The sequence below is a fragment of the Ruegeria halocynthiae genome (assembly GCF_000743705.1).
Taxonomy (GTDB): Bacteria; Pseudomonadota; Alphaproteobacteria; order Rhodobacterales; family Rhodobacteraceae; genus Ruegeria; species Ruegeria halocynthiae_B.
Genome location: NZ_JQEZ01000004.1, coordinates 173386 through 190000, shown reverse-complemented (window position 1 = coordinate 190000; position 16615 = coordinate 173386). Strand labels below are relative to the sequence as shown.

Sequence of the window (16615 nt, the reverse complement as noted above, 5' to 3'; positions counted from 1 at the left end):
ATTGTCCTGCCACAGCAGTTCTTCGCCTGGCGCTTCGTCACCGATATAGTTCGAACGCGGACCCATGTCGCGGTGGGTCAGCTTGAACCAGGCGCGGGCAAAGGCATCGGCGAACTCTTCGGGGTTTTCATGGAACCGTTTCGAGATCGGGCCATAGATCGGGTCCATGCGCATCGCCATGTCGGCGGTGGTCATCATGGTCTTGACCTTTTTGGACGGATCATGCGCCGCCGGGGCCATGTCTTCTTCTTTGACGCCGACCGGCTCCCATATCCATGCGCCCGAGGGGCTTTTGGTCAGGTTCCAGTCATAGCCGAACAGCAGATCGAAAAAGCCGTTGTCCCATTTGATCGGATTCGCGGTCCAGGCACCTTCGATGCCGCTGGTGGTGGTGTCATCCCCTTTGCCGCTGCCGAACTTGTTGATCCAACCCAGACCCATCTCCTCGATCGGGGCGGCCTCGGGCTCAGGTCCAACCAGATCGGGGTCACCTGCACCATGCGCCTTGCCAAAGGTGTGACCACCCGCAACCAGAGCTACGGTTTCTTCATCATTCATCGCCATCCGGCCAAAGGTGTCGCGGATGTCCCGGCCCGAGGCCAGAACGTTCGGCTCGCCATCCGGGCCTTCGGGGTTCACATAGATCAGGCCCATCTGAACAGCGGCCAGTGGGTTTTCCAGATCACGTTCACCGGAATAGCGGCTGTGCGGGTTGTCGGTAGGGGCCAGCCACTCTGTTTCCGTACCCCAATAGATGTCTTCCTCGGGGGCCCAGATGTCCTCGCGGCCACCGGCGAAACCAAAGGTCTTGCCGCCCATCGATTCAATGGCACAATTCCCGGCCAGGATCATCAGGTCGGCCCAGGAAATCTGATTGCCGTATTTCTGCTTGATCGGCCACAGCAGGCGACGCGCCTTATCCAGGTTGCCGTTGTCGGGCCAGCTGTTGAGCGGTGCAAACCGCTGGTTCCCGGTCGAGGCACCACCCCGGCCATCCGCCGTCCGATAGGTTCCCGCGCTGTGCCAGGCCATGCGGATGAACAGGCCGCCATAATGGCCGTAATCTGCGGGCCACCAGTCCTGTGAATCCGTCATCAGCGCATACAGGTCTTCCTTCAGCGCCTTCAGGTCCAGCTTCTTGAACTCTTCGGCATAATTGAATTCCGCACCCATCGGATTCGACGCGGGCGTATTCTGATGCAGAATCGACAGGTTCAGCTGGTTTGGCCACCAATCCCGGTTCGACCGGGACCCCGCGCCATGCATCACAGGGCATCCGCCCGTTTTGGGGTTATCACTTCCGTCCATATCGATCTCCAATCCTGGCTAATTTCCGGCGGGTTCGCGCGGGTAAAACTCGGTCGATCAAGAACACATATAGGGGGCACCTTTACCCCGCCCAAACGCGCGCCGAACGACGCGCATCAATTCACCAGGGTATCGGCGACTCTTTTGTCTTGTCACCGCCACAAGTAGCAAATTGCAGTCATACGCAGAAGTTTTGTTTTTAGATCACATTCATAATTAAAAGCTATCATTAAATCGAACCAAAAACCTGATCTGCAAAGCACAGGGAAATCTCATACCCCAGTTTCCCGCAGCGCGTTACCTTACGTCATACCGCCTGTGTTACGATTGTTTTTTTGGCCGACACCCCGCAGTTATCTTTCCAACCGAAAGGCGCAGGTCATGAAGGCTTTGCACCTATCGCTATGGGAGAGGCCAATAATGAAGTTCGACTATGTGATCGTGGGCGGCGGTTCAGCCGGGTGCGTTCTTGCCAACCGCCTGAGCGAGGACCCAAGCACCAGCGTATGCCTTCTTGAGGCCGGAGGGCGCGGAAACAGCCTTTTGGTCAGAATGCCCGCCGGAGCCGTGCTGATGACACCGGGCAAACCCCCGATCAACAACTGGTCGTTTGACACCGTCAGCCAGCCGGGGCTGAATGACCGCAAGGGGTATCAGCCGCGCGGCAAGGCGCTTGGCGGTTCCAGCGCGATCAACGCCATGCTCTATGTACGGGGTCAGCAGCAGGATTATGACGAATGGGCCAATCTGGGCTGTGAAGGCTGGGATTGGGACAGCGTGCTGCCTTATTTCCAAAAGTCCGAAAACAACGAGCGCGGCGCGGACGACATGCATGGCGGCAGCGGCCCGCTGCAAGTCTCGGACCAGAAAGAAGAACGCCCCATCACCCGTGATTTCATCGAAGCCGCCAAACAGCTTCAACATCGCGAGGTTGATGATTTCAACCGTGGCGACAATGAAGGCGTCGGCCTGTATCAGGTGACTCAGTTCCACGACAAAGCCAAAAACGGCGAGCGGTGCTCGGCGGCGGCGGCCTATCTGTTTCCAATCATGGATCGCCCCAATCTGACTGTGGTCACCGGCGCTCAGGCCACCGAACTGACCTTTGACGGTGATCGCGCAACGGGCGTCGTCTACAAAAAAGGCGGCAAGGGTGATGACATCCTCGTCACCGCCAACCGCGAAGTTCTGCTGTGCAGCGGCGCGCTGAAGACGCCGCAGCTGCTGCAGGTGTCGGGCATCGGCGACCCCGAGGATTTGACCAAACACGGGATAGCCGTGCGTCACGCCCTGCCCGGTGTCGGCAAGAACCTGCAGGACCATCTGGATTTCATCCTTGCGTATAAAACCAAGGACACCGACAATTTCGGCGTCAGCCTAAAAGGCGGCGTGCATATTCTGCGCCACGTCACGCGATGGTTCAAATCCGGCGTGTCGATGGCCGCGACGCCCTTTGCCGAAGGGGCGGCGTTCTTCAAGACGTCCCCCGATCTGGATCGCCCCGACATCCAGTTGCACTTTGTGATTGCCGAAGTCGAAGATCACGCGCGCAAACTGAACACAGGCCACGGATTCAGCTGTCATATCTGCAAGCTGCGCCCTGAAAGCCGCGGCTCAGTCGCCCTGAGCAGTGCGGATCCCTTGGCCGTGCCTGAGATCGACCCGGCGTTTCTGGCCGACCGGCGGGATTTGGACACGTTGATCAAGGGCGCGCGGATGGCCCGCGAGATTCTTGAGGCACCCGCATTGGCCAAATACCGCCACCAAGAGCTGTTCGGCACCGAAACCGCAAAAACCGACGCCGATTGGGAGGCCCACATTCGTGAGCGGGCCGACACGATCTATCACCCGGTCGGCACCTGCAAGATGGGCGTTGATGACATGGCCGTTGTCGACCCCGAACTGCGCGTGCGCGGGTTGCAGGGGCTTCGGGTTGTTGACGCCTCGATCATGCCCAACCTGGTTTCGGGCAATACCAACGCGCCGACAATGATGATCGCGGAAAAGGCGGCGGATATGATCAAGGCCGCCGCACGCTGAGGCCTTATCCAGCCATCAGCGCCTCAAGCCCGACCCGGTAGTTGGGGTACAGCAATTGTACCCCAAGCTCACTTTTGATCCGGTCGTTCCTGACCCGTTTGTTTTCGTTGTAAAAGCTGCGCGCCATGGGCGTCAGATCGGCCTGATCGAACGGCACAGCGGGGGGCAGGGGCAAGCCCTGCAATTCAGCGGCATAGGCGATGACATCCTGCGGCGGCACCGGCTCATCATCGCACACGTTATAGATTGCGCCGGGATTGGGCCCGGCCATCGACGCCGCCAGAACCTGCGCGATATCGTCCACATGAATGCGTGAAAACACCTGACCCGGTTTGATGATCCGCCGCATCCCGGCCCGCTTGAGTTTGGAAAACGGGCCGCGACCGGGGCCATAGATACCAGCCAGCCGAAAGACATGCGTGGGCAGGTTCGGGATTTCCAGCCATTGCTGTTCGGCCTGCACCCGCCATCTGCCCCGCTCGGCCATGGGCGCGGGCGGCGTGTCTTCATCCACCCAATCACCCTGATGATCCCCGTAAACCGCTGTTGTCGACAGGTATCCGACCCATGCAAATTGCGCCGCTCGCCGGGCAATTTCATCCCGCAGCACCGCCAGAACCGGGTCACCGTCTGCTTTGGGGCTGGTCGAGATCAACAGATGTGTCACCCCGTCCAAAGCCGGAACCTGCCCGGGCCAGACCACTGGTTCGGCCCCTGCCGCCCGGATCGCAGGCGATTGGGCCGGGTCGCGCGTGGTCCCGAAGATGCGCCAGCCTTTGGGTTTCAACTGCCGGGATAAGGCCTGCGCCGAATACCCGTGACCAAACGAAAAGAGAGTACCTGTCATGGCTTCCTTGATGATCCGCAATGCCGACGGATGCAAGCACCGGCATCGAGATACTTGATTCGAATCCCGCAATGGGCCTTTCTAAAACGATGAGCAAAAAGAGCCCCGACCTTCACGCCGCCTACGCACTGGATTCACCGCAGGATCATAAACGCCTGTATGCAGAATGGGCCGGTGACTATGATCAGGACTTTGCCACGCGCGAGGATTACCAGCTTCATATTCACACCGCCCGCGCCTTTGTCAGCGCCGGTGGGCAAGGGCCCGTCTTGGATGTTGGCGCCGGCACCGGGTTGTGCGGGGCGGTTCTGGCCGGGCTGGGTGTCGGACCAATCGACGCCACCGATATCAGCGCCGAGATGCTGGATCAGGCCATGCGCAAGGATATCTACCGCGACGCGATCGAGGCTGACCTGAATCAGGGTATCCCGGTTCCGCGCGACAGCTATTCCGGCATCGTCTCTTCGGGCACGTTCACCCACGGCCACCTTGGCCCCGAAGCCCTGACCGCCCTGCTGCGCGTGGCGCGCCCGGGTGCGCAATTCGCGCTGTCGATCAACGCACAACATTACGAAAAACTGGGCTTTGCCGATGCCCTGCACACGTTGGCGCAGGGCAGCATCCAAAACCTGACCCTGCCCGAAGTCCGCATTTACGGTGATCTTGCCGTCGGCCCCAACAAGGACGACACCGCCCTGATTGCCCTGTTCGAACGGACCTAAAGACCCGCCTACCGCCCCTTCCAGACCGGATCGCGCTTTTCGGCAAAGGCGCGGGCGCCTTCCAGATTGTCTTCTGATCCGTACAGGATATCGACGGTTGGCAATTGCCGTTTGGTGATCCTGTTCATGGTATCCTGAAACTTGGAATCCTCGGCGTCGCGCACGATTTCCTTGATCGCGGCATAGACCAGGGGCGGGCCGCTGGCCAAAAGCCGCGCCAATTCGCGGGCGCGGTCCATCAGCTGATCACCGGGCACAACCTCGTTGATCAACCCCCAGGCCTTGGCTTCCTGCGGGTCGAACCAGCGTCCGGTCAACAGCAGCTCCATCGCGATGTGATAAGGGATGCGCTTGGGCAGCTTGACGCTGGCCGCATCGGCAACAGTACCGGATCGGATTTCGGGCAGCGCAAAACTGGCGTGATCCGCCGTGATGATCATATCGGCGCTCAGCGCCAGTTCCAGCCCGCCACCGCAGGCAATCCCGTTTACCGCCGCGATGACCGGCTTGTTCATATCGCGCAGTTCCTGCAACCCGCCAAAGCCACCGACGCCGTAATCGCCGTCAACCGCATCGCCGTCTGCAGCGGCCTTCAGATCCCATCCGGGGCAAAAGAACTTTTCGCCGCTTGCCGTCAGGATGGCGACGCGCAGGTCGGGGTCATCGCGGAAATCACGAAACACCTCGCCCATGATCCGGCTGGTTTCCAGATCAATGGCATTTGCCTTGGGGCGGTCCAGGGTGACTTCCAGTATCGCGCCGTCGCGCTTTGTTTTGATCGGGTTCATGATTGTGCCTTTCGGATCAGAGCATCCACCGCAACCGCGCCGTCCGGCGCGCAGATAAGCGGATTGATTTCAACTTCGCCAACATCGGCCGCATTGGCAATGACATAGGCCTGCACCGCCTCGACCGTATCGAGTATTGCGTCCATGTCCGCCGCAGGCTTGCCGCGATACCCTGCCAATAGCGGCGCGCAGGCCAACCCGCCCAGTGCCCGCCGCACCGCTGTTCGCGACGCCGGGATCAGCAGCGAAACGGTGTCCCGCAGAATCTCGGTCAGAACGCCACCGGCCCCCAGGGTCAGAACAAACCCATGGGCCGGATCGCAGGTCACACCCACCAGCAGTTCGGCGATGCCGTCACCGGCCATTTCTTCGATCAGAATCTCATCGGTTCCGATATCCATCGCCACCTCGACGACAGTGTCGGCGCATATATTCAGGCGCACGGCCCCGTGGTCGGATTTATGCGCCAGGCCCACACCCTTGACTGCAAACGGGCCGGTCATATGGGTAACGGCACCCCGGGCCAGGATTGCGGTGGTGACGACGCTTTGCGGCACCCGCACGCCGAATTCTGCAAGGGCCTGCTTGGCCTCGGCCTCGGTCAGGACACAATCCGCATCCGGTCGGGTCGGCAGCAGCACCGGATCAGCCATCGGATGCGCGGGGCGGGCGGCGGCCTCGACCGCGGCTAGGGCTTCGTGCAAACCGGCAAAAGGGACAACGCCCCCCTCCAGCAAACGCCGGGCCACGGATTCGGGCATCAATTCGGGCAAGGTCGCGGTAACGGCAAAGGGCCGCCCTATCCGGGCGACACAGTTCAGGGCGGCCTGCGTGGCACAATCCCAATCCGTCGCATCGGTATGCGGGTAATCGACAATCGCCATGGTCACAGCCTGCTCGGGGGCCATCATCGCGGTCCACGCCTGCGTCATCACCTGCGTATCGCGCCAGATATAGGTGTGGTAATCCAACGGGTTCGCCAGCGCCACCATTGGCCCCAAAGCCGCCCGCAGATCAGCCTTCTGTATTGTGTTCAAAGGCGGGAAATGCAGATTGCGACCCTCGGCCATATCGGCGGTCAGGCTGGCCTCGCCGCCGGAGCAGCTGATCGTTCCCAACCCGTTTCCATCCAACCGGCCGGTCACATGCAGCAGTTTGAGACATTCCAGAAAGCTGGGGATATCATTCAGCCGTGCGATGCCCAGCCTGTCCAGAAACGCCTGTGCCCCGGCATCGTCCCCCGCCAGTGAAGCCGTATGCGAAATCGTCGCCGCCTGCGCATGGGCGGAACGGCCCATCTTGAGCGCGACGATGGGCACGCCGCGGTCGCGCGCCTTATGGGCCAGAGCCTCCCATTTGCGCAGGTCGCCGAACCCTTCGATATGCACGCCGATGGCGGTGATACGGTCATCGTCCAACAGCGAAGCAGCGATTTCCGCCTGATAGGTCTGCGCCTGATTTCCGCAGGTCAGCATAAAGGCCAGCGGCAGTGCCCGACGCTGCATTGTCATGTTGATCGCAATGTTCGAACTTTGCGTCAGAACAGCCACGCCCCGGTCCACAGGGGTCATACCGTGCTGATCCGGCCAGATGGCGGCCCGGTCCAGCGCGTTGACGAAGCCGTAACAATTCGGGCCCAGAATCGGCATGTCACCGGCGGCGGCCAGCAATTGGTCCTGCAGATCGGCGGCTTGTTCATCTTCGGCCCGGGCCTCGGTAAACCCCGAGGCGAAGCACACAGCGCCCCCCGCCCCCATCTGCGCCAGGGCCAAGACGGCCTCGATCGTGCTGTGGCGGTTGATGCCGACAAATGCCACATCCGGGGCGGCGGGCAGCGATTCAAGCGTTGCAAAGGCGCGTTCGCCCGCAATCTGATCCGCCTTGGGATGCACCGGCCATATCGGGCCTTGAAACCCGAACTTGCGCGCCTGTTCGATGACGGCGACACACCAGGCGCCGCCTCCGATCACGGCAATGGACGCGGGGTGCAACGCACGGGCCAGCACATGCATCAGGTGACGCCCCCGCTCATGCGCCCAGCGCGCGCAGCAGGTCGCGGCTGATGATGTGGCGTTGAATTTCGCTGGTCCCGTCCCAAATCCGTTCGACCCGCGCATCGCGCCAGAACCGTTCGAGCGGGTAGTCATCCATCAGCCCCATGCCGCCATGCACCTGAATCGCCGCATCGGTCACGCGCGCCAGCATTTCGGATGCGTACAACTTGGCCGAGGCGATCTCGCGGTTGGCAGGCAGCCCTTTGTCCAACCGGTCCGCAGCCGCCAGCGTCAGCAGGTCGGCTGCGTCAATCTCGGTGATCATGTCCGCGATCTGAAATGAAACACCCTGAAATTTACCGATCTTCTGGCCAAACTGTTCGCGCGTGGCCGCGTAATCCAATGCGTAATCAAACGCCCGGCGCGCGCGCCCCACGGACATCGCGGCAACGGTGATGCGGGTGGCGTAAAGCCAGGTGTTCATCACGTCGAACCCGCCGTCGACTTCGCCCAGCACCTGCGCATCGGGCAAACGACAGTCATCAAATTCGAGGATCATGTTCTTGTATCCCCGGTGACTGACGGATTTATACCCGTCGCGAATGGTGAACCCGGGTGTGCCGCGATCAACCAGAAACGCGGTAATCCGCTTCTTAGGGCCTTTTGGGGTTTGATCCTCGCCAGTGGCAATAAAGACGATGACGAAATCCGCGTGCTCGGCCCCCGAAATGAAATGCTTGGACCCGTTGACCACCCAATCGCCGCCATCACGCACCGCCGCGCATTTCATACCGCGCACATCCGATCCCGCGCCGGGCTCGGTCATGGCCAAAGCGTCCATGCGTTCACCACGCACCGCCGGCATCAGATAGCGGTCGACCTGTTCGTCCCGGCACGCCATCAGGATGTTCTGCGGGCGGCCAAAGAAATGGTTCAACGCCATCGACCCGCGGCCCAGTTCACGCTCGACCAGCGCAAACTCAAGATGATTCAGCCCGGCACAACCCACGCTTTCGGGAAAGTTGCAGGCATAGAACCCCAGTTCGATCGTCTTGCGCTTGATCTCTTGCGCGATCTCATGCGGCACTTCACCGGTGCGTTCAACCAGTTCCTCGTGCGGGTAGATTTCATTCTCGACAAAGCTGCGAACGGTTGAGACGATCATGTCCTGTTCGTCGGTCAGACCATATTGCATCGGGCTTCTCCACATCCGGTGTCTCGGGGTATCCTGACGCGGCTTGATTTCTCGAATATGCAGAAATAGACGTTCATAATGCAGGATTGGAAAAAATCGCCCTCTGCACCGCAGCAAATCGGGGTGCTGTTGTTTGACGGGTTTTCGAACCATTGTCTGGCAAATGCGGTTGAACCGCTGCGCGCGGCAAACACGCTGGCAGGGCGGGCGCTGTATGACTGGCGGTTTCTGTCGCTGGACAGCGGGGCTGTGACCTCGTCCTCGGGCCTGCAGGTCGCGCCGCACGCGACATTGCAAAAGGCCGGGGGGGACATGCTGATGGTCATGCCCTCATACGGGTTCCGGGCGCATGGTGGGTGGCGAACTCTTGCCGGATTGCGGTCGGCAGCGGCGCGATACACGGTCATGGCAGGGCTGGACACCGGCAGCTGGCTTTTGGCGCGGGCGGGGTTGCTGGATGGACATCGCGCCACGATTCACTGGGAAGAGCTGACCGGCTTTACCGAACGGTTCCCCGAGGTCGACGCCCGCCGCGAGCGCTATGTCATCGACCGCAACCGCATTACCTGTTCCGGCGCGATGGCGGCCTTTGATCTGGTATTGCACCTGATCGGACGCGATCAGGGGCAGGCGCTGGCTTTGGAAGTGGCGCAATTGTTCATGACCCGCGATTCCGCGCGATCCCATTCAGGTGGGGCGGGCGCAACCAGCGGCTATGTGAACAAGGCGCTGGGTCTGATGCAAGAGAACCTGGAAACGCCGCTGCCTGTGTCCGAAATCGCCCGCCGGGTCGGCCGGTCACAAAAGGCGCTGTCGGTGCGGATGCAATCTGAACTGGGCGCCGGGCCGTCGCAGGTGTATCGCCGCCTGCGTCTGAATCTGGCGCGCAAGCTGGTGGTCGAAACCGATTTGACCATCGGTGAAATTGCCCTGCGGGCGGGGTACGACGATCCCAGCGCCCTGACACGCGCCTTCAGGGGTGAATTCGGAACCACGCCGCGCGCGCTGCGGGCGGGTTAGGTATACATCTGCTTTTTGAACGCGCGGGTCCGGGTTGTCGCCTCGGCCGAGCCATCGTGATAGGTGCCGAACCACTTGTCGAAAGGGATTTCGGAGGTGCCGTAGTTGCACTCGAAATACCGGTGGTGCAGCTGGTGAAAGAAATCCCCCGCGCGGGCGGCGTCCGTCTCCCCGGCCCGCAGCTTTTCGAACCCGGAATGCGACAGGACCGGGCTGATTTGCTGGAAAGAGGCGTGGAACAACAGATGCAGCGGGTGCGAGGGCACGATCAGATGGACGAAATAGGTGGTGAAATAGAGGATATTCTCAAACCAGTGGTTTGAAATCCCCGACCACGGCCCGGTATTGACGTTGCGGTGATGCACAGCATGCACGTGTTTGTACAGCTTCGGGTGATGTTCCAGCCGATGCACCCAATAGAAATGCAGCCCCGACCACATGGGGATGAACAGCATCCAGACCACGCACCAGACCGGTGCGCTGGCCCAGGTGACGGTGGGCACATAGCCGTTGGCCATCGCCCAGTAGATGATCCATTGATAGACCGTCGCCACCGTCATCGCGCTGCCCAGCGTCCACCAGATATTGTCCCAGACCTGATTGCGAAAGGTAAAGGTGCCGTTGCCCCGGGTCAGGTCACGGCGGTCGAACTTTTTGTACATGCCTTGCCCTTTGCGCATGTACAGCCACCAGTGCAGGCCGCCTGCGACAAGGATCTGGGGCACCATGTTCAACAGCCAGATGCGGAACATCCAGCCGGGTGCAAAGCGCTGCATTGTCTCTAACGCGGGGAAAAAGAACCCGTACGCCGTGACCGCCAGCACCAAACACAGCGTGATGGCCGTGATCTGCAACCACGCGCCGCTGTACCACTTCAGCACAGCCGATGGGCGCGGTGGCCAGTTGAACAGCGGGTTCAAACCCACGGGTCCTTGGGGGCGATAGTTCCAGCGAGCGGCTTCGGGGTCCTGCGATGCATCCGTCATGGTGATACCCTTTATGTCGCGTAGTCCGAGCCCTGGGCGTCGAGCACAGCTTTGATTTCGCGCAGATGCGCTTCGGCCTGGCCGGGATAATCATCCAGTTCCTGCGCGGTCTTCTCGGCAATCTCATCAGACAGAACGCGCAGTGGCTGACCGGTTTGCAGGGCGCGGACATAGGTTTCGGCCGCACGTTCGAAGTAATACAGCCTGTTAAACGCATCCGCCGGGTCGCTGCCGATGACCAGAACACCGTGGTTGCCCATGATCATGACCTTCTTTTTCGGGTCTGACAGCATCGAGGCACAGCGTTCACCTTCGCTTTCAAAGGCCAGACCGCCAAATTCCTGATCCACAACATACCGGTCAAAAAATGTCGCCGTGTTCTGGTCAATCGGCGGCAGTGTGCTGTCAGCCAATGAGGCCAGGACCGTGGCAAAGACCGAATGCACGTGCATCACGCAGCGCGCATGCGGGCAAGCGCGGTGGATCGACCCGTGCAAACCCCATGCTGTCGGGTCGGGCGCACCGGGCTGATTCATAACCTCAGCATCGTTGGCATCCAGAAACAACAGGTTCGACGCTTTGATGCGCGCGAAATGCATTTGGTTGGGATTCATCAGGAACTGCGTGCCATCTTCGTTCACGGCCAGGCTGAAATGATTGGCCACGCCTTCGTGCATGTTCAGCCGTTCGGTCCAGCGAAAGGCTGCAGCCAAATCCACACGCTCGGGCCAGTGGTCGATATTAGGGCGCAGGTTCGTGACGGTCATTTCGGGCTCCTGTTGGGGTGGCTGGGACTTTGGAAAAGCGTGCCCGCAACGCGAAAGTTTGACCAACGAAAAAATCGCATCTATTTCATTAGCTCAACTAATGGCAGGATAATGCGTATGCAAAAATCACTTCCGCCACTGGGTTGGCTGCGCACATTCGAGGCGGCGGCGCGCCACCTGTCCTTTACCGGCGCAGCCCGGGATCTGAACATGACCCAAAGCGCGGTCAGTCAGCAGATCAAGTCGCTGGAAGGTTATCTGGGTCAACCCCTGTTCCTGCGCCGACCCCGGGCGCTGGAACTGACCGAGGCGGGCATCACCTATCTGCCGGTGGTGCGCGAGGCGTTTCGGACGCTGATGCGCGGAACGCAGGCCGTCACCGGTGCGCAGCAAAACGCGGTTCAGGTGCAAAGCAATATCACCTTTGCCGTCAACTGGCTGGCCCCGCGCCTGCCGCAGTTCCGAACCGAACATCCCGAGGTGCAACTGAACATTTTCACCGAATTGTGGGAGCCCCGGGAAATGGCCGAAGGTGCCGCGGTGGAAATCCGCTATTCGCTGCGGCCATCGGATACGGTCCGGACTGAATTGCTGCGGACGGATCACTATTATCCGGTCTGCGCGCCGGGCTATGAGGTGACGCTGGACACGCTGCAACAGCAGCCCCTGTTTGATTGTTCCAACCTTCTATCCAATTGGGCGAACTGGGCCGAAGATCAGGCTCTGATCTGGGAAAATCCGCCAATTACCTATTCAACTACCTATCTGGTCAGCCTGTCGGTTGCGATGGCCGGAGGGGGGCTGTGCCTGGCCCATGACACCATCGCGCGCGACCTGATCAATCAGGGGCGTCTTGTGGCCCCGTTTGCCCGCCGCGCGGTGATGCCCGAAGCCTATTACCTGCTGTTGTCCCCTCAGGCCGAAGAAACGCCGGGTGCCGTCACTTTTGCCAATTGGCTGCGCCGCGAGATGGGGGCAGACAGGCTGGGCTGAGCGGGGGCTCTCCCGCCCATCGTCGATGCCCCCTGCGGGGCATCTCCTCTGGTTGGGCCGGGCAGCGCTGGCGCGCTGCGTGACGATTTCATGATAGCTGTGCGGCGGGGGTTGCACCTTTCACTGCATTCGGGAAAGTTGAGCCATGGAATACACACCTTTCCCAAGCTGGCCCGATGTCGCCCCTCAATTGATTGCTGTTGCCGCAGGACGTGAGGCTGCGGATATGGTCATTCGCGGCGGGATCTGGGTGAACGTGCACAGCCGCGAGACCCTGCCTGATCATGACATCGCCATCGCCGCCGGGCGCGTGGCCTTTGTCGGGCCGGATGCGACCCATTGCATCGGCCCCGATACACAGATCATCGAAGCGCGCGGCCGCTATATGCTGCCGGGCCTGTGCGACGCGCATATGCATATCGAATCGGGCATGCTGACCCCCGCCGAATTTGCCCGCGCAGTGATCCCGCATGGCACCACAACGATGTTCACCGATCCGCATGAGATCGCCAATGTGCTGGGGCTGGACGGCGTGCGCATGATGCATGACGAGGCGCTGATGCAGCCGGTGAACATCTTCACCCAAATGCCATCCTGCGCGCCCTCGGCCCCGGGGCTTGAGACCACAGGCTATGAGATCACCCCCGAAGATGTGGCCGAGGCGATGAGCTGGCCCGGGATCATCGGGCTGGGTGAGATGATGAATTTCCCCGGGGTGATCCACGGCGACCCCAAGATGCTGGCCGAGATCGCGGCGACCCAGCGGGCGGGTAAAACAGTGGGCGGACACTATGCCTCGCCCGATTTGGGACCGGATTTCGCGGCCTATGTCGCGGGAGGCCCGGCAGATGATCACGAAGGCACCTGCGAAGCCGACGCCATCGCCCGCGTGCGGCAGGGGATGCGGTCGATGATGCGACTGGGATCAGCCTGGTTCGATGTGGAAAGTCAGATCACCGCTGTCACCGAAAAGGGGCTGGATCCGCGCAATTTCATCCTGTGCACGGATGACTGCCATTCGGCCACATTGGTCAATGACGGGCATATGAACCGGGTGGTGCGCCATGCGATTGCCTGTGGATGTGATCCGCTGATCGCGCTGCAGATGGCGACGATCAACACCGCAACCCATTTCGGGCTGGAACGCGATATCGGCTCGATCACGCCGGGTCGGCGGGCGGATGTGATCCTCAGCCCGGATCTGACCGAACTGCCCATCGAGATGGTTATTGCCCGCGGTCAGGTTGTGGCTGAAAACGGCGCGATTACCGTGGACTGCCCCCATTTCGACTGGCCGGGCAGCGCCCGCAACACTGTGCATCTGGGCCATACGCTGACCTCGGTCGATTTCGAGATCGAAGCGCCCGCAGGGGCCAACCGTGTGCAGGCCAATGTGATCGGCGTTGTGGAAAATCAGGCCCCGACCAAGGCGCTGAAGGCGGAACTTCCCATCATCGGCGGGCTGGTCGAAGGCGAAGGCGAGGTCTGCCAGATCGCGCTGGTCGAACGGCATCGCGCCACCGGGGGGGTGACAAACGCCTTTGTTTCAGGCTTTGGCTATCAGGGCAAAATGGCCATCGCCTCGACCGTGGCACATGACAGCCACCACATGATCGTGGTGGGCACCGACCGCGCGCAAATGGCGCTGGCGGCAAACCGGCTGGCCGAAGTGGGCGGCGGCATCACCATTTTCCGCGATGGTCAGGAACTGGCGCTGGTAAAGCTACCGATCGCGGGACTGATGTCAGACCAACCTGCGGCACAGGTCGCGGCAACAGCGGACAAGATGGTCGAGGCGATGCAGGCCTGCGGCTGTCAGTTGAACAACGCGTATATGCAGCATTCGCTGCTGGCCCTTGTGGTCATCCCCGAGCTGCGGATTTCCGATCTTGGGCTGGTGGATGTGCGCACATTTGAAAAGATCGACCTTCTGGAACCACTGGCATGACAATAATAAAAACACCAAACGTCCCGAACCCCGAGAAATTCACAGACCCCAAAGCCGCTGTTGCGCGTCTTGAGGAATTGTACGAACAGGCCACGAAATTTCTGTGCGACAGCTTTGCCAACGCGTTGGAAGCAGGCGCCCCGCCCGAACGATACAGAGCCTATTACCCTGAAATTCGCATCAAGACGTCATCCTACGGGCAAGTCGACAGTCGCCTGAGCTTTGGCCATGTATCCGAACCCGGCACCCATGCGACGACCGTGACGCGTCCCGATCTGTTCCGATCCTACCTGACGCAACAAATTGCGCTTTTGATCAAGAACCACGGCCAGCCGGTGACGATCAGTGCATCCGAAACACCGATCCCCGTTCATTTTGCAGTCACCAGCAACCCCAATCTGGTTGTTCCCCATCAGGGGGCTGCGGGCTTTACCCTGCGCGATGTGTTTGATGTGCCGGATCTGACCACCACAAATGATGACATCGTCAACGGCGTCTATGATCACGAAGACGAAGACGGCCCCTTGTCCCTGTTCACCGCGCAGCGGGTGGATTACTCGCTGGCCCGTTTGGCGCATTACACGGCGACTGATCCCAGTCATTTCCAGAACCATGTGCTGTTTACCAACTATCAGTTTTATGTGTCTGAATTCGAAAACTACGCGCGGGAACAATTGGCCAATCCTGAAAGTGGATACACCAGCTTTGTGTCGACCGGGAATGTGCAGATCACGGCCCCGGATGAAGTACTGGAACAGCCGCTGAAGCTGCCTCAGATGCCGACCTATCACCTGAAACGGGCGGATGGGTCCGGGATCACGCTGGTCAACATCGGTGTCGGCCCGTCCAACGCAAAAACGGCGACCGACCATATCGCGGTGCTGCGCCCCCATGCCTGGCTGATGGTCGGGCATTGCGCGGGCCTGCGCAACACGCAGGCCCTGGGGGATTTCGTGCTGGCCCATGCCTATCTGCGCGAGGATAAGGTGCTGGACGATGACCTGCCCGTCTGGGTGCCGATCCCGCCGCTGGCCGAGGTTCAGGTGGCGCTGGAACGCGCCGTGGCCGAGGTCACCGAACTGGACGGGTATGAGTTGAAGCGGATCATGCGCACCGGCACTGTTGCGTCGGTCGACAACCGCAACTGGGAACTGCGCGATCAGTCCGGACCGGTACAGAGGTTAAGCCAGTCGCGCGCGATTGCGCTGGATATGGAAAGCGCCACCATCGCCGCAAACGGCTATCGATTCCGGGTGCCATACGGCACATTGCTGTGTGTGTCAGACAAGCCATTGCACGGCGAATTGAAGTTGCCGGGCATGGCCTCGGACTTTTATACAACGCAAGTCAGCCGCCATCTGGCCATCGGAATTCGCGCGATGGAACACCTGCGCGGCATGCCGTTAGAGCGGTTGCACAGCCGGAAATTGCGCTCATTCGACGAAACGGCCTTTCTCTGACGCAAAAAAACAACGATTTCCCCCTATTTTTATGGTTTTCAGCGCTACTACGCGTTGTGTTCGCCCACAATATCCCGTTACAGTTACGCGGTGAGGCCCTATGTATCGGGCACGTTAAGGAGACCAAGAAATGGCAAAGCCTATGACAAAGACTCAGCTGGTTGCTGCTCTCGCTGAGGAAATGGGAACCGACAAGAAAGCGGCGAACACCGCACTTGAGGCCGTGACCGGCCTGATCACCCGCGAAGTTTCGGCTGGTGGTGCAGTGACCCTGCCCGGCGTCGGCAAAATCTACTGCCGCGAACGCCCCGAGCGCATGGTGCGTAACCCCGCCACAGGCGAGCAGTTCAAGAAAGAAGCTGACAAGGTGGTCAAGATGACCATTGCGAAAGCTCTGAAGGACAGCGTGAACGGCTAAACCCAGCCGTCACTGCAAAACGATTGAGGGCCGCCTTTTGGGGGCCCTTTTTCTTTGGTGAACTGTCAATTCATCAACACCTCGCAAACGAGGCGAAAACAGTCTGCTCCGCACGCATCTTCAGAACAG

14 protein-coding genes (1 of these 14 cut by a window edge) are annotated in these 16615 nt (G+C 60.5%); 7 read left to right on the top strand and 7 right to left on the bottom strand.

Going from position 1 to position 16615, the window contains the following annotated elements:
• Nucleotides 1–1308: the 5' portion of a catalase/peroxidase HPI gene (katG, locus tag JT51_RS15870; RefSeq protein WP_037314898.1), read on the bottom strand. 894 nt of this gene lie to the left of the window's left edge; the window shows 1308 of its 2202 coding nt (coding positions 1–1308); its start codon is at nucleotides 1306–1308; its stop codon lies beyond the left edge, outside the window.
• Nucleotides 1309–1728: 420 nt separating this feature from the next.
• Here katG and JT51_RS15865 point away from each other — a divergent pair, with 420 nt between their 5' ends.
• Nucleotides 1729–3348 carry a GMC family oxidoreductase gene (locus JT51_RS15865; protein ID WP_037314896.1) on the top strand — a complete coding sequence of 540 codons (1620 nt, stop codon included), beginning with the start codon at nucleotides 1729–1731 and terminating at the stop codon, nucleotides 3346–3348.
• Nucleotides 3349–3352: 4 nt separating this feature from the next.
• On the opposite strand, the gene JT51_RS15860 is transcribed toward JT51_RS15865, so the two are convergent.
• On the bottom strand, nucleotides 3353–4195 hold the full coding sequence (locus tag JT51_RS15860; protein WP_037315427.1) for an SDR family oxidoreductase: 843 nt from the start codon (nucleotides 4193–4195) through the stop codon (nucleotides 3353–3355).
• An 89-nt stretch (nucleotides 4196–4284) separates the two neighbouring features.
• On the opposite strand from JT51_RS15860, the gene JT51_RS15855 reads away from it, so the two are divergent.
• Nucleotides 4285–4917 carry a class I SAM-dependent DNA methyltransferase gene (locus tag JT51_RS15855; RefSeq protein WP_037315424.1) on the top strand — a complete coding sequence of 211 codons (633 nt, stop codon included), beginning with the start codon at nucleotides 4285–4287 and terminating at the stop codon, nucleotides 4915–4917.
• 8 nt (nucleotides 4918–4925) lie between these two features.
• On the opposite strand, the gene JT51_RS15850 is transcribed toward JT51_RS15855, so the two are convergent.
• From JT51_RS15850 to JT51_RS15840, 3 genes are read right to left on the bottom strand one after another with little or no spacing between them, the layout of a single operon-like run.
• A complete protein-coding gene (locus JT51_RS15850) occupies nucleotides 4926–5705 on the bottom strand; it encodes a carnitinyl-CoA dehydratase (protein WP_037314894.1) in 780 nt (259 codons plus the stop codon).
• Complete coding sequence (locus JT51_RS15845; protein WP_037314891.1) at nucleotides 5702–7717, bottom strand: acetate--CoA ligase family protein; 2016 nt, start codon at nucleotides 7715–7717, stop codon at nucleotides 5702–5704. The genes JT51_RS15850 and JT51_RS15845 overlap by 4 nt, the downstream gene beginning before the upstream one ends.
• 16 nt (nucleotides 7718–7733) lie before the next feature.
• Entirely contained in the window at nucleotides 7734–8894 is a 1161-nt protein-coding gene (locus JT51_RS15840; protein WP_037314889.1) for an acyl-CoA dehydrogenase family protein, read from the bottom strand.
• A 78-nt stretch (nucleotides 8895–8972) separates the two neighbouring features.
• Between JT51_RS15840 and JT51_RS15835 the strand changes: the two genes are divergently transcribed.
• Nucleotides 8973–9914 carry a GlxA family transcriptional regulator gene (locus JT51_RS15835; protein ID WP_037314883.1) on the top strand — a complete coding sequence of 314 codons (942 nt, stop codon included), beginning with the start codon at nucleotides 8973–8975 and terminating at the stop codon, nucleotides 9912–9914.
• Here the strand turns inward: JT51_RS15835 and JT51_RS15830 are convergent.
• A complete protein-coding gene (locus JT51_RS15830; protein WP_037314879.1) occupies nucleotides 9911–10900 on the bottom strand; it encodes a sterol desaturase family protein in 990 nt (329 codons plus the stop codon). The genes JT51_RS15835 and JT51_RS15830 overlap by 4 nt on opposite strands.
• Before the next feature lie 11 nt (nucleotides 10901–10911).
• On the bottom strand, nucleotides 10912–11667 hold the full coding sequence (locus tag JT51_RS15825; protein ID WP_037314875.1) for a class II aldolase and adducin N-terminal domain-containing protein: 756 nt from the start codon (nucleotides 11665–11667) through the stop codon (nucleotides 10912–10914).
• Nucleotides 11668–11784: 117 nt separating this feature from the next.
• On the opposite strand from JT51_RS15825, the gene JT51_RS15820 reads away from it, so the two are divergent.
• The 4 genes from JT51_RS15820 (at nucleotide 11785) to JT51_RS15805 (ending at nucleotide 16486) form a co-directional block, all read left to right on the top strand.
• A complete protein-coding gene (locus JT51_RS15820) occupies nucleotides 11785–12660 on the top strand; it encodes a LysR family transcriptional regulator (protein ID WP_037314871.1) in 876 nt (291 codons plus the stop codon).
• Between the two features lie 145 nt (nucleotides 12661–12805).
• The gene (gene ade, locus JT51_RS15815; protein WP_037314868.1) at nucleotides 12806–14608 is read left to right on the top strand and encodes an adenine deaminase; all 1803 of its coding nucleotides are present in this window, start codon (nucleotides 12806–12808) and stop codon (nucleotides 14606–14608) included.
• Complete coding sequence (locus JT51_RS15810) at nucleotides 14605–16068, top strand: AMP nucleosidase (protein WP_037314865.1); 1464 nt, start codon at nucleotides 14605–14607, stop codon at nucleotides 16066–16068. Before ade ends, JT51_RS15810 begins: the two co-directional genes overlap by 4 nt.
• A gap of 130 nt (nucleotides 16069–16198) precedes the next feature.
• Entirely contained in the window at nucleotides 16199–16486 is a 288-nt protein-coding gene (locus JT51_RS15805) for an HU family DNA-binding protein (protein ID WP_037314862.1), read from the top strand.
• Nucleotides 16487–16615: the final 129 nt, after the last annotated feature.